Source organism: Archangium gephyra (assembly GCF_049060025.1).
Classification (GTDB): domain Bacteria; phylum Myxococcota; class Myxococcia; order Myxococcales; family Myxococcaceae; genus Archangium; species Archangium gephyra_A.
The window spans coordinates 2,013,698-2,033,911 of record NZ_JBMEQQ010000002.1 but is presented as its reverse complement, the minus strand read 5'-3'; the positions used below and the strand labels follow the sequence as shown (position 1 = coordinate 2,033,911).

Genomic DNA, 20,214 nt, shown 5'->3' with positions numbered 1-20,214 from the left:
GCAGCTTGGACGTCGGGTCGTCCGCATACCGGGTGTTGCTCGTGGGCGAGGTGCTTCGGAGCGCCTCGCGGGGGTTGTTCGACGGGGTGGTGCTCGCCCCGGCCGGCAACGTCTGCGAGTTCTCCGAGGCGCTGGAAGGCGTGCAGCGCTTGCACCCGGACGTGGTCGTGGTGGACCTGTCCGGCCCGGACGCCCTCAAGGCCATTCAACGGGTGATGGCGGAGCGGCCCGTGCCGGTGCTCGCGCTCCACCCGGGCACGCTCTCCGGCGCCGAGGCCTTCCAGGCGCTCGCCTTCGGGGCCGTGGACGTGGTGGACCGGCCGCACGAGCCCGGCAACGACTTCTGGCAGGCGGTGGGCCGCAAGTTGATGCTGCTCGCCGAGGTGCGCGTGTCGCGCCCCGTGCAGGCCCAGAAGCAGAACGTGCGCCCCGCGGCCGCCGAGGCGCCATACCCGCTGGTGGCCATTGCCTCATCGCTCGGCGGGCCCAAGGCGCTCTCCGTGGTGCTGAAGATGCTGCCCAAGGATTTCCCCGCTCCCGTGTGCATCTGCCAGCACATCAGCCACGGCTTCACCGAGGGCCTGGCCCAGTGGCTCGGCTCCGAATCCCCCCTGCGGGTGGTGGAGGCCACCGACGGCGAGGAGATGGTGCCCGGCTCCGTCTACATCGCGCGCTCGGGCTCGCACCTGGTGGTGCGCTCCAAGGGACGCCTCGCGTTGGATCCGAGTCCCCCGGTGCGCGGCTTCCGGCCCTCGTGTGACGTGCTGCTGACGTCCGCGGCGGAGTCCTTCGGCACGCGCGTGATGGGAGTCATCCTCACCGGCATGGGGCGCGACGGCGCCCGCGGGCTCAAGGAGATCCGCGAGCGCGGTGGGCGCACCATTGCCCAGGACAAGGCGAGCTGCGCCGTGTACGGAATGCCCAAGGAGGCCGTACGCCTCGGCGCCGCCGAGGAAGTGCTGCCCCTCGATCAAATCGCACCAACCCTCATCCAGTGGGTCCAGACATGCTGACGGTGACCTCCAAGGCCCTCCAGCAGCTCTCTTCCCTCCTGCTGGAGCGGGCGGGGCTGAAGATCACTCCCGACGGCTACCACAGCCTGCGGCTGGCGCTGTCCACGCGCATGCCGGTGGTGGGCATCGTCAACGCCGAGGAGTACGTGAAGATGCTGCGCTCCGCGGAGGACGAGCTGCGGTCGCTGCTGCCGCTCGTCACGGTGGGGCACACCGAGTTCTTCCGCGATCCCAAGCAGTTCCGGGCGCTGGAGAGCCGCATCCTCCCGGACGCCCTCTGGCGGGCGCGGCGGGAGAACCGCCGGGTGTCCATCTGGTCCGCGGGTTGTGCCACCGGTGAGGAGCCCTACAGCCTCGCCATGGTGCTGGCCGAGCAGGGCGCGCTCCCCATCGAGGTGGACCTGTGGGCCACGGACCTGAACCTCGCCGCGGTGGAGGCCGCCAAGCAGGGCCGCTTCTCGGCACGCCGCGTGGCCGGCATGCACGGCGATCGCCGCACACGCTTCTTCCGGCCGGTGGAGGACGGGTACGAGATCGTCTCCTCGCTCAAGGACTACGTGCGCTTCGACGGGCAGAACCTCGCCGTCCCCGTCTTCGAGAAGGTCAAGCCGGAGTCGTTGGATCTCATCCTCTGCCGCAACGTCATCATCTACTTCGACCTGCCCACCATCCGCGCGCTGATGGATCGCTTCCTCGCGGCGCTGCGGCCCGGGGCCCTGCTGCTGCTGGGCTACTCGGAGAGCCTCTTCAAGGTCTACGACCGTTTCGAGATGGTGGAGATGGAGGGCGCGTTCGTCTACCGGCGGCCCGTGAAGCCGCTGGCGCCGCGCGTGCCGGGAATCACCGGCAGCACGAAGTCCACCTCCGCGCTGCTCCCGTCCACCCGGGCCCTCAAGACGACGCTGGATTCGTCCGCCCGGGTGCCCTCGGTGTCCTCGGGCGGGCCGGCACCGCGCAAGACGGAGGCGCCCGCGTCCAAGGGTCTCGAGGCGTCCCCGGCGAGCCCCGCGGCCACCGCGTCCGAGCCGCCCAGGAAGTCGCTCGAGACGCCCGCCGTGGGTGCCGATGCGGGCCGTATGCGCACGGGGGAGATGCCCGCGTGGTCGCTGATGCTGGCTCCGGGCGAGCGGCTGAACGCGGCCGTGCGGATGATCGAGCGCGGGGATTTCGTGTCCGCGGTGGCCACCGTGGAGCAGCTCCTGGCGGACGAGCCGGGCCACCTGGACGCACTGCTCACCCTGGGCAACATCTACTCGCTGAGCGGGCGCGTGGTGGACGCGCGCGAGGCCTTCGCGCAGGCCATCAACCGCGAGCCGCTGTGCGTGGAGGCGCGGGTGTTCGGCGGACTGGCGGAGCTGCAGGCCGGAGAGCTGGCCGAGGCCCGCGCGGAGCTGGGCAAGGCGCTCTTCCTGGAGCCCTCGCTGGCCATCGGGCACTACCTGATGGCGCAGGTGCACGAGCGGCTGAAGGAGCACGAGGCGGCGCGGCGCCACTACCGCAACGCCATCTCGCAGCTCCGCTTCCCCCAGCGCCAGCTCGCCGGCCACTACCCGGAGCTTCCGGACTCGGCCGAGTCCATCTCCCGCGCGGCGCGTTACGCGCTCGCCGCGCTGGAGGAGGGACCGCTGCTGTAGCCGGTTACGCCAGGCCCTTGTCGTCCTCGATGCCGCTCTTGCTCGGATCCAGGGCGGCGCTGAACTTCTTCTGCAGGTAGGACTTGGCCTGGCCGCGCAGCAGCATGCCGGGGTCGGTGCCCTCGCCCTGGATGGCGCCGTCGGTGATGGTGAAGTTGGCATCGAGGTTGATGCCCATCACCTTGCCGATCACCTTCGCTCCGTCCCCGGCCCAGTTGGCCTTCACGCCGTACTTCTCCGCCCAGTACTGGAGGAGTTGCTCGACGCGCTTCCTGGCCTCGTCCTTCGGGAGGGAGTGGGGAACCTCGAACTTCATCGTGCCCATATGGCGCTCCTGGGTTCGTGATGGACCCGCCCGGTCTATGGATGCGATGCCGGGAGGGGAACCCGGGTCTCGCCGCCAGGAGCGCGGAAGTCAACAGTGCTGTGAGGCTCTGTCCACCCCGTGAGATTCCCGCTGCATCCGCCGGGCGTTGACGTCTGGTGGCCGCTCGCCCGCCGGGCGCCCGAGAGGGCGTCGTGGCGGGTAGGGAAGCGGGTCCCCATTTTTTCCCATATGGCGCGCGTCCTACCGTTCTCAGCCCTGCTTCCTTCGCTCGAATCGCACCTGGCGGCCGATGACGATGGTTGTCCCTTCAACGCTCCGCCCCGCTCCGCGTTCATCCGCCCGCTGCTGGATCGCGTGGACCCCACGGCGGAACTGGGGCGGCTGAGAGCGGCCGGCTCCGTCCTGCGCGACACCCGGCCGGCCCTGTACCTGGCGGAGGTGTACAGCACGGCGGGCCGGCTCGGAGGGCCTCCGGTCCGCTTCCTCCTGTGTGGCCTGGCACCGGACGCGGCCGAGCCGCTGGAGGATGAGCCGTACCGGCCCCGCTCGGCCCAGGTGGAGCCCACCGTCACCCTGGCGGCGGACGATCATGGGGTGCTCCGGGCCCTGCTGGCGGAGGCGGCCGAGCGCAGCAGCACCGTGTGGCAGGGCACTTTCGAGGACGCTCCGGTGTCCCTGCGGCGCATCGAGCCCTCGCCCGTGGCCCGGCGCATCCAGGCGGTGCTCGACGACGCGCCCCTGCGTCCCCTGGCCGAGCTGGATGCGCGCAGGCCGAGTCTGGCGGCCATCGTGCCCCTGTCGGATCCCGGGCTGCATTTCGAGCCCGTGCACCGCGCCATCCAGGGCCTGGAGACGTTCGAGGAGGACACCTTCCTCGCGCTCGTGACGGCGTACGCGCGCATCTATGACCTGGACGAGCCGATGACGTCGCCCCGGGGCGTGGCGCTGGCGAACGAGCGGCTGGCCACGCTGGTGCGCGGACACCACGCGGTGCTGATGGTGCTGCCCGGGGGGCGGGGGAAGATCCTCCGCTTCCGGCAGGGGTTGGATCTGGCGCACCTGAAGGCCGCGCCGCGCAACCCGACGCTGCGCAGCCTGGACCTGGCGCTGCTCAACGCGCTGGTGCTGCGCACGGTGCTGGGCATCAAGGATCCCGAGGATCCGGGACATCCGCAGGTGTTCGCGGTGCAGGGGCTGGACTCGCTGGTGCGAGGCGTCCACGGGGGCACGTTCCAGGTGGGCTTCGCGCTCAACCCGCCGCCCTTGTGGGAGGTGCGCGCGGTGATGGAGGCGGCGCAGTGCCTGCCGCACAAGACGCTGCGGGTGGAACCCGCGCCGCCCGCGGGGCTCCTGTTCCTGGATCCGGAGGCCTAGGGTCCCGAGTGGGTGCCCTGCTCACAGAAGCGCTGGAGTGGCCCCGGCGCATGCCGCTCGAACTCCGGCCCGGGGCCGGGGAGACGCTCGATTCCGTCTGTGGGGGCGAGGTGAAGGTGCTGCAGCGCCGCCGGGGTTACCGATTCACGTTGGATCCGGTGCTGCTCACGCACTTCGCCGTCTTCGAGGCCGGGGCGGTGCGGGGCCGGTTGATGGACCTGGGCACGGGCTGCGGCATCATCCCGCTCATCCTCGCGCGGCGGCTGGGCTGTGGGAGCGTCACGGGGCTGGAGCTGCAGCCGCGCCTGTTCTCCCTGGCCGAGCGCAACGTGCACCTCAACCGCTGCGAGCGGGAGGTGTCACTGGTCCAGGGAGATCTGCGCTGCGTGGACCGGCTCTTCCCGAAGGCCAGCTTCTCCTACGTGCTGTGCAATCCGCCGTACCGGGCGCGGGAGCAGGGGAGGATCAGCACGGACCTGGAGAAGGCGCTCGCGAGGCATGAAATCGCCTGCGAGCTGCAGGACGTGGCGCGCTCGGCGGCGTATCTGCTGAGGAGCCGCGGAAGCTTCTGCGTGGTGTACCCGGCCTCGCGGCTGTCCGAGCTGATGGCCGTGTTGCACGCGGCGAGGCTGGAGCCGAGGACCGCGCGGATGGTGCACCCGCGCGCGGGACGCCCGGCGAAGCTGGTGTTGATGCACGCCGTGAAGGGCGCACCCACCGGGCTCACCGTGCTGCCCCCGCTCGTCATCCACGCCGATGACGAGCAGGCCTTCTCGCGCGAAGTCAGCGCGATGGTGGAGTAGGGCGGGCCGTTACGGCGTGGGGTTGGCCTCTCGAGGCTTCTCGTCCTGGGCGCCCTGCTGCTCGCGGCAGAAGGCGAGCTGCTCCTTGATGACGTCGAGCGGCACCGCCAGCTCCAGCTTGAACTCGTTGCCGTCCGGCCGCACCTTCGCGAAGTCCAGGAGCTGTGCCAGCTCCTTCTTGCCCTCGGCCTGCGCCTGCAGCCGCGCCAGCGACAACGCTCCCCCGAGCGACTTGCCCAGGTCCGTCACCTTGTCCGCGTTCGGCCCCTTCACCTGCGCCGTCATCGCGAAGTCCGAGCTCGCGTCCACGTGCAGCTCCACGTTCTCCGCCACCTCGGCCAGCCGCGCCGCCATCTCCTGCTGCTCCTTCGGGAACAGCTTCTTGAGCTGCTCCACCGAGAGCACCCCGTACATCTCCCCGTAGGTGCTGCTCTCGGAGATGACGGGCGGCTCGTCCGGCCCGCGGCCCTCCACCCGGTCGATGACCTCCTTCACCCCGTCCGCCGACCGGCCGAACACCAGCATCTGGTTGTTCCACAGGCCCACCTGCGGCCCGCCGCGCCGCGTGCTTCCATCCGGCCGCGGTTGGGGCACCGGGGGCTCGAAGAGCCGCGCCCCGTCCCCGTAGTCGTAGCTCGTCGAGCCCCGGCTGGAGAGCAGATCCTTCAGGCGCTCGTCCCCGAAGTTGCCCGAGAGGATGACGCCGTCATCCGTGAGCACCATCCGGTCCAGATCCTGGAACGGGTCCACGCCCGTCTCCTGCTTGAACCGCTCCAGCTCCGCGCCCTCCTTGTTCATCAGGCACTCCAGCAGCATCTCCCCGATGGGCGAGTGGCGGATGGCGTTGGCCTCGATGACCACCGCCGTCTTCCCCTTGCCCCGGGGCAGCGCCGCCAGCAGCGGATCGCTCGGCCGCACCGGCTGCTTCTCGGCCTCGGTCCCCGCATCCACCACCGGCATCACGTACGTGCGCCGCTTCTCCATGCGCTCGCGCTCCGCCGGCCGCAGCCGCTTCGGGAACGCCACTTCCTTCGGAGGAGGGGCCTCCTCCTCGCCCTGTCCGGAGAGCATCAGCCACGAGGCCAGGCCGAACAGCACCACCGCGAATACCAGCCACAGTCCACGCCGCCGCTGCCGCATCAGTAGTCCCTCCCCTCGAACCACCAGAAGCCCAGGGCCAGCACGCCCAGGCCGAACACGAACACTCCCACCAGCAACATCGTCAGCGACTGCACCCCCAGCGGCGTCGAGGCCGCCAGATCCATCCCCGCCCTCGCCAGCGAGGACAGCCGGGGCAGCATCAGCGTCACGCCCTTGAAGAGCTCCCGGCTCACCCCCTCCTCGAGGAAGGGCGCGATCTTCGTCCGGAAGCCCGCGATGATGCCTCCCACCAGCGTGATGCCTCCCAGCGCCGCGCACAGGGCCGCGCTGCGGATGATCGTCGCCGTCGTCAGCATCACCGCGTACACCGCCGCGAAGCTCACGCACGCCAGCAGCGCGGCAATCACCGGGCCCGCCGTCCAGTACCCCGTCTTCACTCCGAAGATGAGCACCAGCCCCACCGAGCCGTAGAGCGACCCGAACAGCGCCAGCGTCATCACCCCCACGAACGTGCCCGCCAGGATGTGCCAGCGGCGCAAGGGCAGGGCGAGCAGGTGCTCGATGCGGCCCGGCGACAGCAGGCTCGGCGCGAAGTCCGAGCACGACACGATGCCGAACAGGATGCCCCCGTAGAAGACGACGGCCGCCGCCGCCATGAACACCGGCTTGAGCGCCACGTCCACCGCGCGGATGTTGATGTCCATCACCTCGCCGAACAGCCGCGAGGCCGCCAGCGCGCCGTCCACCACCTCGATCTTCAGGCTCAGCGACAGCGTCACCAGCACGCCCGTGACGCCCAGCAGGAAGGCCAGGATGAACTTGCGCGAAGCCGCCTCGCGCAACACGTACGCCGCGATTCCCAGCACGCCACTCATGCCGCCACCCCCATGGCCGACGCCAGCACCGACTCCAGATCCTGCCCGTCCCGCTTGAGCTCCACCAGCAGCGCTCCCGCCGCCCTCGCCTTGTCCAGCGCCGCGTTCAGCCCCGCCGCGTCCGCCGCTTCCACGTGGTACTGGCCCTCGGAGCCCGCCGCCGTGAAGCCCGCCGCGCCCAACGCGTCCGCGTCCGCTCCCGGGGCGAAGCGCACCGCCCACCGCGCACCGCCACGTGCCAGCTCCTCCAGCCGCCCCTCGCGCAGCACCTTGCCGTTTCCGAGGATCGCCACCCGATCACACAGCCGCTCGGTCTCCGCCAGCAGGTGCGAATTGAGGAAGAGCGTCGTGCCGCGCTGCACCTCCTCCTGGAGGATCCGCCGCACCTCCACCCGGCCCATCGGATCGATGCCGTCCGTGGGCTCGTCCAGGATGAGCAGCTCCGGGCTGCCCAGCATCGCCGCCGCCAGCCCCAGCCTCTGCCGCATGCCCTTCGAATACCCGCCGATGCGCCGGCCCAGCGCGTCCCCCAGCCCCACGCGCTCCAGCATGCGCAGGTTCGCGGCCTTGTCCGGCTTCAGCCCCTTGAGGCTCGCCACCGTCCCCAGGAAGACCGGCGCCAGCCACGCACCCGGCAGGTGCAGCCGCTCGGGCAGGTAGCCGATGCGGGCCCGGATCCTCGGATCCTCGGGCGAGCCGCCGAGCACCCGCACCGTCCCCTCCGTCGGCTGGACGATCCCCAGGATGCTCTTGATGAACGTCGTCTTCCCCGCGCCGTTGGGGCCGATCAGCCCGAACGCGCTGCCTTCCGGCACGGAGAGGTCCACACCCCGCAGCGCCTCGTGTCCGGGGCGGAACGCTCGCCGGTAGGTCTTACGGAGTCCAATGACTTCGATGGCTGGCACGATGAGCACTCTACGACGGACTCCGGCCCGCGATTGCCCTGCACGCCACACAAGCCACCATCCGAGCCCGTGTCCCGGCCGCTCGCGCGAGCCTCTGCGCACCCGGGTAATGCGGTTCGCACCTTTTTTCCGGGTGCTTGGAGCTCCCAGTTTTTCCGGCCTTCGTGGTTTCGCGCCCTTGCGGGAAGACGACTGCATGGCCCGGGGTATGCACAAGCGTTACAGCACAGGAGGCAACACCCCATGTCGACGATCAAGCAGATGGAGCAGGAGCTGTACGCGGCGCGCCGGGAGCTGGCGGCGGCGGAGCGCGATCTGCACGAGAACACCGAGGCCGCCCGGACGCGCTATGCCCGCGCCGTGCACGAGGCGGAGCTCGCCGAACGCATGGCCGCTCGCATGTCCAGGCAGCGGAGCTGGCTCGACGAGAGCTGGCGCCTGGCCGCTGTGTGAGCAGCCTCTAGCCGACGATTTCCTTTCCGGGGCGCGCCAACGGTTTATACCGTCGGCACATGGCTTATCCGATCCATCGACCCCGCCGTTTGCGCCGCAGCCCGGTGCTCCGTGAGATGGTGCGCGAGACCACGCTCGCGCCCTCGGACTTCATCTATCCGCTCTTCATCGTCGAGGGCCGCGACATCCGCCGTCCCATCGGCTCCATGCCCGGCATCTTCAACCTCTCGGTGGAACATGCCGTCGCGGAGGCGAAGCAGGCCCACGCGCTCGGCGTGCCCGCGGTGCTCCTCTTCGGCATCCCGAGTCACAAGGACGCCCGGGGCTCCCAGGCCTACGCGCGCGAGGGCATCGTCCAGCGCGCCATCCGGGAGATCAAGAGCGCCCTCCCGGACATGCTCGTCATCGCCGACGTGTGCCTGTGCGAGTACACCGACCACGGCCACTGCGGCCTCATCGAGGGCGGCCACGTCGCCAACGACGCCACGCTGCCGCTGCTCTCGCAGATGGCGGTGACGTGCGCCCAGGCCGGCGCGGACATCATCGCGCCCTCGGACATGTTGGACGGGCGCGTGGCCTCCATCCGCTCGGCGTTGGACGAGGTGAAGCTCTCCGACGTCCCCATCCTGTCCTACGCCGTCAAATACGCCTCCGCCTTCTACGGGCCCTTCCGCGAGGCCGCCCAGAGCACGCCCCAGTTCGGCGACCGCCGCACCCACCAGATGGATCCGGGCAACGTGCGCGAGGCCCTCAAGGAGACCGACCTCGACCTCGAGGAGGGCGCGGACATGATCATGGTCAAGCCCGCGCTGTCCTACCTGGACGTCATCCACCGGGTGCGCGAGCGGGTGGACGTGCCGGTGGTCGCCTACAACGTGTCCGCCGAGTACTCCATGGTGAAGGCCGCCGCGCAGAACGGGTGGGTCGACGGAGATCGGCTGATGCTGGAGATTCTCACCTCCATCAAGCGCGCGGGTTCAGATCTCATCATCACGTACCACGCACTCGAAGCCGCCAGGCTGCTCGGTTGACGGTCGGGCACGGCGTCTCTACAGAATCGGCACATGGCCACCCGTAAGAAGAAACGGCCCCCGTCTCGCAAGGCGGCACCCCCGGCGGCGACCCGGCGCACCCCCCGCGCCGGCAAGCGCCCGGGTGCCGCCCGTACCGCCTTGCCCGCCTCCGCCGTGCGTCCCGCGGGCCCCCTCCAATACAAGGTCGTCGAGCTGTCCACCGTGGACGAGGGGACACTCGAGCGCACCGTGAATGAGTGGAGCCTCCGGGGCTGGACGCTGGACGGGGTGCAGTTCGCCATGCGCGAGTCCTCCAAGCGTCCCGCCATGGCCTTCGTCTTCTTCACCCGCGAGGGAGAGCCCGCCGCCCAGGACGTGGAGGGCGCCCGGGGCCGGCTGAGGCAGATGTCCGAGACGGGCTCGCCCACGGCCCAGTTGGTGGCCTCGCCGGACTTCACCGGCAACGCCGCCGCCTCGTCCTCCTCGTACCAGCGGCCCCCGGGCATGGTGAGCGCCCATGAGCGGCTCGCCCAGCTCGCGGGCCTGGACGAGCCCGAGCGCCCCGAGCGGGGCCTCATCCTGGAGCCCGAAGAGTGAGCCCCTCCCATCAGGTCTTCTCCCACCCCCGCCGGACCGGCCTGCGCGTGGTCCATGCCGGGGACGAGCAGACCGGCTCGCCCTATCCCAAGGCCTCGCTGTGGATGCGGCTGGGCGCGCGCATCGTGGACGTGGCGGTGGCCTGGGGCCTGTGCGTGGTGTGCGGCGCCGCCGGTGAGGTGGTGGCGCTGCTCTTCCTGCTGCTGGCCGACGGCATGCTCCAGGGCCAGAGCGTGGGCAAGCGCATCTTCGGCGTGAAGGTGATGCACCTGCCCACGCAATCGGCCGCGCGCCACCGCGACAGCACCCTGCGCAACGCGCCCCTGGCCCTCATCGTCCTCCTGGGGATGATGCCGCCGCCCCTGGGGCTGGTGGCGGGCCTCGCGGGGCTGGTGGTGATCGGCGGCGTGGAGGCCCTGCGCGTGGTGAAGGATCCGCTCGGCTGGCGGCTGGGTGACACCTGGGCCCAGACGCAGGTCGTGGACGGGAAGGTCGTCGCCGGAGCAACGGTTGCAGCACGCACACCTGTGACGGCCGCCCGCGTCCCAGGCAGGTATTTGTCCGCGGCCCGGCTGCGCCGGATCCGCCATTTCAAGAAGTCCAGAAGGGGGAAGCCTTGCGCATCGCGCTGACCTACAACCTCAGGTTGTCCGACTCGGAAGACGAGGCGGAGTTCGATACCCAGGAGACGGTGAACACCCTGGCCGCGGCCATCGAGCGGCTCGGTCACCGCCTGGAGCGGTTCGAGGTGAGCGGCCCGGCTTCCCGCACCGTCGCGCGGCTCGAGGCCTACAGCCCGGACCTCATCTTCAACATCGCCGAGGGCCGCCGCGGCCGCTTCCGCGAGGCCTTCTACCCGGCGCTCTTCGAGGAGCTGGGCTTCGCCTACACGGGCTCGGACGCGTACGGGCTGGCGGTGACGCTGGACAAGCAGCTCACCAAGCTGGTGCTCTCCAAGCACGGCATCCGCACCCCCGGCTGGCAGTTCGTCGAGAAGCTCAACGAGCTCAAGGCCGAGGATCTGCGCTTCCCCGTCATCATCAAGCCCAACTTCGAGGGCTCCTCCAAGGGCATCACCCAGGACTCGGTGGCCGAGACGGTGGAGCAGGCCCGCGAGAAGGTGGCCCAGGCCCTGGCGCGCTACCCGGCCGGGGTGCTGGTCGAGGAGTTCATCAGCGGCGTGGACATCACCGTCCCGTACCTGGCGGCGGTGCAGAACGACCATGACGGCGTACTCAGCCCGACGGAGTACGACATCGATCCGGCCGCCATCGCCGGCCGCAAGTACGCCATCTACGACTACGAGCTGAAGACGAAGAAGGAGAACGCCGTCAAGGTGCGCGCCCCGGCCAACATCCCTCCGAAGGTGGCCGAGGAGATGCGCACCATGTCGAAGAAGATCTTCCAGGCGCTCGACTGCAGGGATCTGGGACGCATCGACTTCCGGCTGAGCAACGCGGGCGTACCGTACTTCCTGGAGATCAACGCGCTGCCCAGCCTGGAGCCGGGCGCGGGCATCTACGCCGCCGCGGCCCTGGAGGGCGTGCACCTGGACGGGGTGGTGGGCGCCATCATCCAGAGCGCGGCGCGGCGCAACAAGATCAAGGACGGCAAGCGCCAGGGCAAGCCGGCGCGCAAGACGGGCCCGCTGCGCGTGGGCTTCACCTACAACGTCAAGCGCGTGAAGCCGGTGTTGGACGGCCAGGCGGTGGAGGACAGCGAGGCCGAGTACGACTCGCCCACCACGCTGCAGGCCATCCGCGAGGCCATTGCCTCGTGGGGCCACGAGGTGGTGGACCTGGAGGCCACGGCGGAGCTGCCCAGCGTGCTGGCCAGCACGCCGCTGGACATCGTCTTCAACATCGCCGAGGGCTTCAAGGGCCGCAACCGCGAGAGCCAGGTGCCGGCCATGCTGGAGCTGCTGGACATCCCGTACACGGGCTCGGATCCGGCCACGCTCTCCATCGCGCTGGACAAGGCGCTGGCGAAGAAGATCGTCCGCCAGGCGGGCATCCACACGCCCAACTTCCAGCTCATGCACACGGGCAAGGAGCGGCTCAACAAGGACTTCACCAGCTTCCCGCTGATGGTGAAGCCGGTGGCCGAGGGCTCCTCCAAGGGCGTGGTGAGCAAGAGCGTCTGCCACAACGAGGCGGAGCTGCGCGAGGTGGTGAAGGAGATCGTCACCAAGTACCAGCAGCCGGCGCTCATCGAGGAGTACATCGGCGGGCGGGAGTTCACGGTGGGCCTGCTGGGCGAGCGCCGCCCGCGCGTGCTGCCGCCGATGGAGATCGTCTTCCTGGACAAGGCGGACAAGACGCCCATCTACAGCTTCGAGCACAAGCTGGATTGGACGGATCGCATCCGCTACGACGCGCCGGCGAAGCTGGAGCCCGCGCTGCTGGAGAAGCTGCGGGCCGCGGCGCGTGGCTCGTTCATGGCGCTGGGGTGCCGCGACGTGGCGCGCATCGACTTCCGCATGGACGACAAGGGCCGCATCTACTTCATCGAGTGCAACCCGCTGCCGGGTCTCACGCCGGGGTGGAGCGACCTGGTGCTGATTGCCCAGGGTGCCGGCATGGACTACCGGGGCCTCATCGGCGAGATCATGGCCCCGGCCATCCGCCGCTACAAGGAGCGCGAGGCCCGCCGCGCCGCCGACGAGAGCGCGCTGATGAAGCTGGCCATGGAGAAGGCCTCCCTGGAGAAGGCCGCCATGGCCGAGGACAAGCCCGGGGCCGTGCCCGTGACGGGCTCCTCGGGCTCCGGCTCGTCCTCCTCCGGTGAGGGCCCGGTCCGCATGGACATGAAGGCCCACTGAGACAGGACTGAAGTGTGGTGCCAGGGGCTCGGCATCCCGGGGAGACCTCGGGGGCCGGGCCCTTCGTTCATTTCCCGTCTGCCGGGAGGGGAGTCCGGTGCCGCTCGGCCACGCGGTAGAGGCGGGTGAGGGAGAAGTCCAGCAGGGCCTGGCGCGAGCTCATGTAGTGGCGTGCGCGGACGAAGGGCAACCAGACGCGGTTGCCCACGAGCACCTGGGCCTCCTCGAGCTTCTCGCGCGGTATCCACCGGCCACCCAGGTTGCGCACCAGCACCTCACCGAGGTAGGCGCCGATGGAGGGCACCGCGCGCTCGTCAATGACTTCGCGCAGGTACCGGGTGGGGAAGTCTTCGCGCCAGAAGTGGAAGTCGGCGTCGGTGAGGGACTCGGGCGTGGCGTCGAAGATGGAGGGCACCTTGGTGTGCAGCAGGGCCACGAGGAGCTCGGCGAGGTAGCTGTAGTGTTCGAGGGCGCGCTCCGGGTTCTCCACGTCCGGGGGCAGGGCGGAACTGGCGGGGCGCCACTCCTCGGGCTCGGGCGGCTGCCACGCGTTGAATCCGGCGATCCTGCGCTGGCGTTCGTGACTGGCGGTGTGGTCCGCCACGCGTTGGAGGAGCGGCGCCAGATCCGGGTGGAAGCGGGGCTCCACGGGGGCGAGCACGGCGCTCCGCTCGCGGAGGGTGCGCAGCACGGTGGTGAAATCCAGATCCGGCCGGAGGTGGCAGTGGGCGCGAGCCTGTGCAAGGCGAGCCTCGTCGCTGGCGAAGTCCGTGGCGGTGGGCCGCGTCACCAGGAGGACGCAGCCGTTGGGCAACTCCTCCACCCGCCAGGCCGGCGTGGACAGCATGCGCTCGCGGCCGACGGACTCCACCAGCTTTGGGCCGAAGACGTTGAGCCAGAAGACTTCGTAGATTTTGTCGAAGCCGTCTCTTCGCCGAGTCTCGTCATCGCGGCCGAAGGAGGAGTAGTCCGCCAACGTCGCGTCATCGCTGCTGTGAGCGACGGCATGGGAGACCGGGTAGTGAGAGGCCCAGGCGCGCACCATCTCCACGAAGTGGTGGCAGCGCTCCGCCTCCGCGAAGAAGGAGAGCGGTTTCGCCTTGAACCAGACCTCCAGCGTGGGAGGCCGGGGGGGGAGGCAGAGCCAGAGTGACATGTCCAACGCGGGCCACTTCGTCCGGTAGAGTCCGAGGGCCGTGCTGTTCCCATCGCGCCGCTCTTCCAGTGCCTTCCAGATGGCGGCCCGGACGTATTTGCGTCGCCGCTTGCCGTTGACGACATCCGGCATCCACCCGCCGGCGTACGCCTCGAGCGCGTGGAAGAAGGGCGCCAACTCGCTCTCGAGTGCCACTTGTGAGTCAAAGGCGCCGTCGAAAGAAAGCCAGAGGTAGTCCTCGTCCTTCGAATCGTGAAACTCCACCACCTTCATTGGAACAGCACCTCCACTCCCGGAACTTCGCTCCTGGTTTTTTCCACGGCTCTCTCCAAGTCCTTTACATTCCCGGGCTTGAGCACACCTCCCTCGTAGACGAGGCGGACCCGCTGGACGGGCACCTGGCTGCCCTGACGCAGGAGAGGCTGGAGGGAGTCCCGGCGGATGTCGAGCGTCCCGCCGTACTTCTGGAGAGCTTCCCTCGCGTCCGCGATCATCTGAGCTGCAAATGCCTCGTATTTCAGCTCCGAGAGGCTTCGGCTCTTGATGCTGAACGTCTCGACGCGAGGGGAACCTCCGGAGGACCCCCCCTCCTCGATGACGAGCACATCCGCATAGCGCAGGCCGCTCTCCGGCTTCTTCACGCCCACGTACTTGTGAATGCGAGGTTGGATGAAGGCGCCCAGGAAGCGGCGCTGGGCCTGGGGCAAGGCGGCATCGGCTTCCAGCAGCGCCACCATGAGGCGCTCGAAGGCCAACCCCCGGGTGAACCCCCCCCACATCTGCTCGTAGCGCACCCAGCGCAGCGGTGCCTGGGCGTCCTGGCCCTGTCTGATTTCTCCCAGGCGCTTCTCGTAATAGGCGATGTACTCACCCCAACGAGGGTTGCCCTCCGCACCGGGAGGTGGAGCGTCGGGCGAGGGACGTTGCTTCTCCAGCACCGCCACGTCCCGGCGCAGACGCGGGCCCGGGGCTTCCAACTCCACCAGCGCCAGCCGGGCCTCCACCACCTCACGGGTGAGGCCGGCTCCCTCGTCCACCAGCGAGGCCAGGCCCCCCAGGGGCTCCGCGACACCGGCCATCTGCCCGGAGCCCTGCTGTTTCCCGCTCCTCGGCGCCGAGGCGCCGGTGACCCCGGGTCTGGCCTTGGACATGAGTGCCTGAGCCCGGGCCACATCGCCCCGGGCCTCGCGCAGTGCCAGCGCCGCGTCCACTCCTCCCACCGCCACCAGATGGCCCGCCTCCCGGCGAGCGCGGATGTGCCGGGCCAGCTCCCTCATGCCCTCCACGCCCAGCTTCACCTCCACCTGCCGCGCCATCTCCTGGAGGCCCCGCAGGCGCGGCTCCAGCGACTGGAGGCCGCCGAGTGCAGGCATTCCGGCACCCGCCACCCCCCGGGCTTCTGACAGGGCTCGCAGGCCCTTGCCTCCGGCATACAGCGTCCCCAGCAGCAACGCGGGAGCCAGCTCGTGCGTGGCCTGCTCGTACTCGCCCTGGGAGAGGGAGTAGGTCCCATGGCTCGTGCCCGCCACCAGGTAGTAGAAGCCCAGCGGCACCCCAAATGTCATCGAGTCGAAGGTGCCCAGCGCCACACTGCCCGCCGAGAAGTGACGCATGCTCAGCGCCTGCTGCACCTCGTGGGCGGCCTGCTGGTAGGGCGGGGGCAACTGCGCCCAGCGCCCGGTCATCTCCAGATAGTGCCCGCCGTCCACCATCGGGCTCGTGGCGAGCGCGTCGCGTGCGGCGCGGCCCAGTCCCCGCAGGACGTCGCTGGCCTGCTCAGCCCTCTCCGGGTGGTGGGAGAGAGGCCGGCCCCGCGCCTCCAACTCCTGGCGCACGGCGGGCATGAGGGCCAGCGTCTGCCCCAATCGCTTGTTCTTGGCCAGCAGCCGCAGCACCGCGTCCACTTCGTCGTCGTGGGCCGAGTGCAGCACGAAGAGGGCGAACACTTCGGCGTGGAAGGGGCCGTAGCGCTCGGTGGCGCTCACGAGGAAGGCGGCGCGCTTGTATTGCAGCAGGTGGGCGGCGTCCTCGCGCACGGGCCCCAGGGCACCCAGCCGTACCGCGCTCCAGTCGTCCAGCGCCTCCACCAGCCGACGCATGTCCACGCGCTGCTGCAGAACGACGAATTCGGCGGGCGAGGTGCAGGTGAGAAAGGGCGCCAGCAACTCGTCCGCATCGCCGGAAGAGAAGTTGGGCCAGCCCAGGGGCACGGCCTGGCCACCGCAGGTGGCGGGGCCCTGGGGCATGGTCCCCCCGCTGGCCGCCGCGTATACGGCCGCCTCGCCCGTGCCTGCCCTGGTGTCCGAGCCCAGGCCTCGGGCGCCGCGGTACCGGTGCAACCGCCGCGGCTCGTCTGCCTCGGGGGAGGCGAGTGAGGAGCGAGTCGGGTGTGCGCTCCACGGGGAACTCGGGCCCTGTGTACCAAGCACTCCGCGTGGCGGTGTCAGCGAGACGCAGCCGGTGGTGAGCAGGACGGCGCCCAGCAGCAGTAGCGCCCACCTGGGCGCAAAGGCATTGCCGTCCGGGCGAGACAGCTTCTCGAGGGTGATGCGCATACGGGTAGCGATGACTCCGTCGGTCTTCTGCGCCAGCGCTCACCGGCAAAGGGGCGCCTCAGTCGTTGGAGAAGACCGGAAACCGGCAGAGCGTCTCGAAGCCGAGCCGCTCCAGGAGCGGTGCGGAGGTGTTCGCCCGGGCGTGGCTGGTGGCGAAGGGAATCTCCCGCTCGGCGGCGTAGCGCAGCCGCTCGGTGACGAGGGCCCGGTACAGCCCTCGTCCGCGGAAGGCGGGCAGCACGACGCCTCCGAGCAGGTACACGGAGCGCTCGAAGATGACGAGCCCCGCCGTGCCCGCGGGTGTCCCCTGGTACCGGGCCAGGAAGAGGCGATGGCCACGGCCCGATTCGGCGAGAACGGTCCGGTTGTACGCGGCGAGCGGCGCTGGATCCATCTCCCAGCCCTCGGCCATGGTCCGCGAGAACTCCTCCACCGTGCGCTCGTCCACCACCTCCACGGTGACGTCGCTCCCGGTGTCGGCCGGTGCCCCCTCGGTCTCGCGGATCATCCCCAGCACCTCGCTCTGGCGCAGGCCCCGGCGTGCGAGCCGCTCGGCCAGATCCGCGGGCCGGCTGTCGGGCCCCACGTTCCAACGGAAGCGCAGCCCGAGCCGTCGGTAGTGCTCGAGCGTCTCGTCGATGACGGTGTCGGCTTCCGTCTCGTCCAGCGCCGACCAGGCCACCTCGTTGAGGCCGCCCTGCCTCAGCGAGGGGGTGACGAGCTGCAGCCAGCCGGTACGCTCGATGACCTGCGTATCCGGGAGCGGGATGAAGGCCCGACGGGGAGCGACGAGCACCTCGCGGAGGCGCTCGTTCCTGGTTTCGAGATCACCGGTCGGCATGGGGCGACGCTAGCATGGCCGCTCAGAGCATGACGGTGTTGACGTCCAGCCCGAGCAGGACGCCGCCGATGAGCTCCAGAGTGGGCGGAGCCACCATGGCGTGCTGGGTGGCCACGTGGATGTCGCGCAGGCAGCGCTGCAACGGGCTGGCGCGGTAGACGGCCGTGCCTCCCGCTGCCTCGTACATCCGGTCCACCACGCGCGCGGCGCTCCGCGTGGCGTGCGTGTAGGCCAGCCGCAGCTCCGCCCGGTGCTTCACCGTCACCTCACCGCGCGAGCCGGCCTCGAACGTGGTGTTCACCGCCTCGAGCAGGAAGGCGCGTCCGGCACGCAGGGTCGCCTCGGCCTCGGCCACTGCCTCCTGCACCGCGGGCCGCTTCGCCAGCAACTGGCCGCCCTGTGTCACGAGCTTCTTCTGGTTCGCCAGCGCCGTCAGCTCGTCGATGGCGCGGCGGGCGATTCCGAGCGCGACGGCCGGAATGCCCACCGCCAGCAGCCCGAAGGCGGGGAAGGCGTAGAGGGGAGACGCGACGCGCGGGCGCTCGAGGACCGACAGGCTCCGCTCGGCGGGCACGAAGACGTTCCGCACCTCCATGTCGCCGCTGCCCGTGCCGCACAGGCCCGAGACATGCCAGGTGTCGTGCAGCGTCACGTCCGCGCTGGGGAAGAAGAACAGGCGCACCTCGGGCATGGGCCCGCGCATCTGGGGGACTCCGTCCTTCGTCACCACCGCGCCTCCCAGCAGCCAGTGGCAGTTCTGGCTGCCACTGGCCCACGGCCAGCGCCCGGTCACCCGGTAGCCACCCTCGACGAGCTCGGCGCGGCCCATGGGCGCGGCCACTCCGCCGGTGATGACGTCCGGGACGCCGTAGATGGCCCGCGCCTGCGTCTCGGGGAGCCAGCCCGAGCACATGGCGGTGGCGGCGCCGATCATGACGCACCAGCCCGTCGAGCCATCCGCCCGCGCGAGCGTCTCGAGCGCCTCGATGACGAGGGCCGGGTGCATCTCGAGGCCTCCGTAGGCCTCGGGAACGATCATGCGGAAGAGTCCGGCCCGGGCCAGCTCCTGGGCGAGATCGGCTGGCAGCCGGCGGGCGGTCTCAATCTCCTCCGAGCGTGCGGCAACCCTGGGGGCGAGTTCACGGATGGAGGCGAGCACCGGGTGCTCTCCAGGGAACTTCGCGGCAACGGCGGAGGAGATCGTCATTCCGGGAGCGTACGAGGAGCCGGGCCCGGGAAGCCAGTGACGGCCTCGGGCCCCTCTGCCGCGCCGCTACGCCGCCGGCACCCAGGTGCCGTGGAAGGTGAACGGGAAGAAGTGCTCCAGCCAGGCGCGAGCCACGGGGCCCGCCTCCGGGGCCTTCGCGTCCAGCACCGCCAGATAGCTCTGGTCGCTCGTCGCGTCGTACGTCTGCGCCAGCAGCCAGCCGTCGTCCTCGGCCGAGCCGCCCGGGCGCGGGATGAACATGGGCTCGGAGGCGTAGTGCTCGCGGCCCAGCGTCACCACCGTCTCCTTGCCCGTCTCCATGTCCACCTTCACCAGCGCGTCCTGCGGCCCTCGCCACGCCTCCTGCCCCGAGTGCGCCGCCAGGTACACGTAGCGGTGGCGCGCCCCCGTGAGCAGCGGCGTGGCCCCGGGGAACTCGCAGCGCCGGTCCGATACCTGCTCGGTGCGCAGCGTGCCCGCCTTCGGGTCGATCGTCGTCCGGTGCAGCCGGCCCTGCGCGTCCGTGGAGGCCCATCCGTTCATCTGCTCGGCCAGCCACTGGTTGCTGCCGAAGTCCGGGTAGCGCACCGAGTCCACCACGATGCGTCCGTCCTGCTCGAACGCGTTGCCGAAGTGCCACGTGTGGAAGGGCTCCGCCTGGAAACGCGTCACCTTCGAGGGCTCGTCGATGGGGATGACGAGCACCTCCGTCCCCAGCTCCGGCCGCCACTCGAAGTTCTCCGAGATGCTGCCCAGGCCCAGCATCACCCGGAAGATGCGGATGCGCACCGGGGCCACGAAGAAGACCAGGTGCCGCTCGGTGGCGATGAAGTCGTGGATCATCACCAGTCCGGGCAGGGGCACGCTGCCCATGCGGCGGATGGGGCCCGAGTCGGGCAGCTCGTACAGATCCAACTGGGGAACGCGCCCGTAGCGCACGCCGAAGTTGTACGACGCCCGCCGCGAGCCCACCCGGTGCGGGTGCGCGGAGAAGGACGGGCCCACCGCGCCCTCCAGCGTCGTCTCCCCGAGCGTGCGCAGATCCTCCAGCGACAGCTCCGTGGGCAGGGTGGACTCCACCAACGCGAAGAGCCGCCCGTTCCACGTCATCGCCGAGGTGTTGGCCGCGTTCTTCGTCCCGCCGAACAGCCGGCGCCACAGCGAGGGCGCCGCGGTCCCATAGTTGCTGTAGAGGACCTTGCCCGCCTCGCGCTCGGCCCGGATGCTCGGGGTGTCGATCGCCCGGGCCGCTCCCTGGGCACCGCCCTCTCCGAAGCGCACCGCCAGCGCGCCCCCATCCCCGTCGAACCAGTGGCCATAGCGTTGCCCGCCCACTCCGAAGGTCACCGGGCCCACGCGCACCAGGGTGCCCTTCAAATCCTCGGGGAGCCGTCCCTCCACCCGCATCGGCTGGAAGCCGTGGTCTCCGGTGAAGTCGCGGTAGGCCTTCAACCAGGACGGCTTGTCAGGAGAGGGCAGGGGAGACGCGGCGGCACTCGGCATCATGAACTCCGGAGGTTCAATCCAGGGGAAACCCC

General features: G+C 70.3%; 18 protein-coding genes. 9 read left to right on the top strand and 9 right to left on the bottom strand.

The window, feature by feature from the left end; translation table 11 throughout:
• Positions 1–5 precede the first annotated feature (5 nt).
• Both ACN28I_RS08815 and ACN28I_RS08810 read left to right on the top strand, forming a co-directional pair.
• Complete coding sequence (locus tag ACN28I_RS08815) at positions 6–1,013, top strand: chemotaxis protein CheB (protein WP_420941639.1); 1,008 nt, start codon at positions 6–8, stop codon at positions 1,011–1,013.
• On the top strand, positions 1,007–2,647 hold the full coding sequence (locus tag ACN28I_RS08810; protein ID WP_420941638.1) for a CheR family methyltransferase: 1,641 nt from the start codon (positions 1,007–1,009) through the stop codon (positions 2,645–2,647). Before ACN28I_RS08815 ends, ACN28I_RS08810 begins: the two co-directional genes overlap by 7 nt.
• 4 nt (positions 2,648–2,651) lie before the next feature.
• Here the strand turns inward: ACN28I_RS08810 and ACN28I_RS08805 are convergent, their stop codons facing one another.
• Positions 2,652–2,972 carry a polyhydroxyalkanoic acid system family protein gene (locus ACN28I_RS08805; protein WP_420941637.1) on the bottom strand — a complete coding sequence of 107 codons (321 nt, stop codon included), beginning with the start codon at positions 2,970–2,972 and terminating at the stop codon, positions 2,652–2,654.
• Between the two features lie 231 nt (positions 2,973–3,203).
• On the opposite strand from ACN28I_RS08805, the gene ACN28I_RS08800 reads away from it, so the two are divergent.
• Both ACN28I_RS08800 and ACN28I_RS08795 read left to right on the top strand, forming a co-directional pair.
• On the top strand, positions 3,204–4,349 hold the full coding sequence (locus ACN28I_RS08800; RefSeq protein ID WP_420941636.1) for a DUF1015 family protein: 1,146 nt from the start codon (positions 3,204–3,206) through the stop codon (positions 4,347–4,349).
• 50 nt (positions 4,350–4,399) lie between these two features.
• Positions 4,400–5,152: a tRNA1(Val) (adenine(37)-N6)-methyltransferase gene (locus ACN28I_RS08795; RefSeq protein WP_420941635.1), complete on the top strand. Its 753-nt coding sequence runs from the start codon at positions 4,400–4,402 to the stop codon at positions 5,150–5,152.
• Between the two features lie 9 nt (positions 5,153–5,161).
• On the opposite strand, the gene ACN28I_RS08790 is transcribed toward ACN28I_RS08795, so the two are convergent.
• Genes ACN28I_RS08790 through ACN28I_RS08780 form a run of 3 tightly spaced genes read right to left on the bottom strand, consistent with a single transcriptional unit; the run spans position 5,162 to position 8,033 of the window.
• A complete protein-coding gene (locus ACN28I_RS08790; RefSeq protein ID WP_420941634.1) occupies positions 5,162–6,292 on the bottom strand; it encodes a hypothetical protein in 1,131 nt (376 codons plus the stop codon).
• Positions 6,292–7,128 carry a hypothetical protein gene (locus ACN28I_RS08785; RefSeq protein WP_420941633.1) on the bottom strand — a complete coding sequence of 279 codons (837 nt, stop codon included), beginning with the start codon at positions 7,126–7,128 and terminating at the stop codon, positions 6,292–6,294. Before ACN28I_RS08785 ends, ACN28I_RS08790 begins: the two co-directional genes overlap by 1 nt.
• Positions 7,125–8,033: an ABC transporter ATP-binding protein gene (locus ACN28I_RS08780; protein ID WP_420941632.1), complete on the bottom strand. Its 909-nt coding sequence runs from the start codon at positions 8,031–8,033 to the stop codon at positions 7,125–7,127. The genes ACN28I_RS08785 and ACN28I_RS08780 overlap by 4 nt, the downstream gene beginning before the upstream one ends.
• 243 nt (positions 8,034–8,276) lie before the next feature.
• Between ACN28I_RS08780 and ACN28I_RS08775 the strand changes: the two genes are divergently transcribed.
• From ACN28I_RS08775 to ACN28I_RS08755, 5 genes are read left to right on the top strand one after another with little or no spacing between them, the layout of a single operon-like run.
• Complete coding sequence (locus ACN28I_RS08775) at positions 8,277–8,486, top strand: hypothetical protein (RefSeq protein ID WP_420941631.1); 210 nt, start codon at positions 8,277–8,279, stop codon at positions 8,484–8,486.
• Positions 8,487–8,545: 59 nt separating this feature from the next.
• A complete protein-coding gene (gene hemB / locus ACN28I_RS08770) occupies positions 8,546–9,517 on the top strand; it encodes a porphobilinogen synthase (protein ID WP_420941630.1) in 972 nt (323 codons plus the stop codon).
• A gap of 33 nt (positions 9,518–9,550) precedes the next feature.
• The gene (locus ACN28I_RS08765) at positions 9,551–10,096 is read left to right on the top strand and encodes a hypothetical protein (protein WP_420941629.1); all 546 of its coding nucleotides are present in this window, start codon (positions 9,551–9,553) and stop codon (positions 10,094–10,096) included.
• The gene (locus ACN28I_RS08760) at positions 10,093–10,728 is read left to right on the top strand and encodes an RDD family protein (RefSeq protein WP_420941628.1); all 636 of its coding nucleotides are present in this window, start codon (positions 10,093–10,095) and stop codon (positions 10,726–10,728) included. The genes ACN28I_RS08765 and ACN28I_RS08760 overlap by 4 nt, the downstream gene beginning before the upstream one ends.
• Complete coding sequence (locus ACN28I_RS08755) at positions 10,713–12,917, top strand: D-alanine--D-alanine ligase family protein (RefSeq protein WP_420941627.1); 2,205 nt, start codon at positions 10,713–10,715, stop codon at positions 12,915–12,917. The genes ACN28I_RS08760 and ACN28I_RS08755 overlap by 16 nt, the downstream gene beginning before the upstream one ends.
• A gap of 67 nt (positions 12,918–12,984) precedes the next feature.
• On the opposite strand, the gene ACN28I_RS08750 is transcribed toward ACN28I_RS08755, so the two are convergent.
• The 5 genes from ACN28I_RS08750 to ACN28I_RS08730 form a co-directional block, all read right to left on the bottom strand.
• The gene (locus ACN28I_RS08750) at positions 12,985–14,346 is read right to left on the bottom strand and encodes a hypothetical protein (protein WP_420941626.1); all 1,362 of its coding nucleotides are present in this window, start codon (positions 14,344–14,346) and stop codon (positions 12,985–12,987) included.
• Complete coding sequence (locus ACN28I_RS08745; RefSeq protein WP_420941625.1) at positions 14,343–16,319, bottom strand: hypothetical protein; 1,977 nt, start codon at positions 16,317–16,319, stop codon at positions 14,343–14,345. The genes ACN28I_RS08750 and ACN28I_RS08745 overlap by 4 nt, the downstream gene beginning before the upstream one ends.
• 367 nt (positions 16,320–16,686) lie before the next feature.
• Positions 16,687–17,469, bottom strand: coding sequence for a GNAT family N-acetyltransferase (locus ACN28I_RS08740; protein ID WP_420941624.1), 783 nt, complete (start codon positions 17,467–17,469; stop codon positions 16,687–16,689).
• A 22-nt stretch (positions 17,470–17,491) separates the two neighbouring features.
• The gene (locus tag ACN28I_RS08735; RefSeq protein ID WP_420941623.1) at positions 17,492–18,676 is read right to left on the bottom strand and encodes an acyl-CoA dehydrogenase family protein; all 1,185 of its coding nucleotides are present in this window, start codon (positions 18,674–18,676) and stop codon (positions 17,492–17,494) included.
• A gap of 66 nt (positions 18,677–18,742) precedes the next feature.
• The gene (locus tag ACN28I_RS08730; protein ID WP_420941622.1) at positions 18,743–20,182 is read right to left on the bottom strand and encodes a carotenoid oxygenase family protein; all 1,440 of its coding nucleotides are present in this window, start codon (positions 20,180–20,182) and stop codon (positions 18,743–18,745) included.
• Positions 20,183–20,214: the final 32 nt, after the last annotated feature.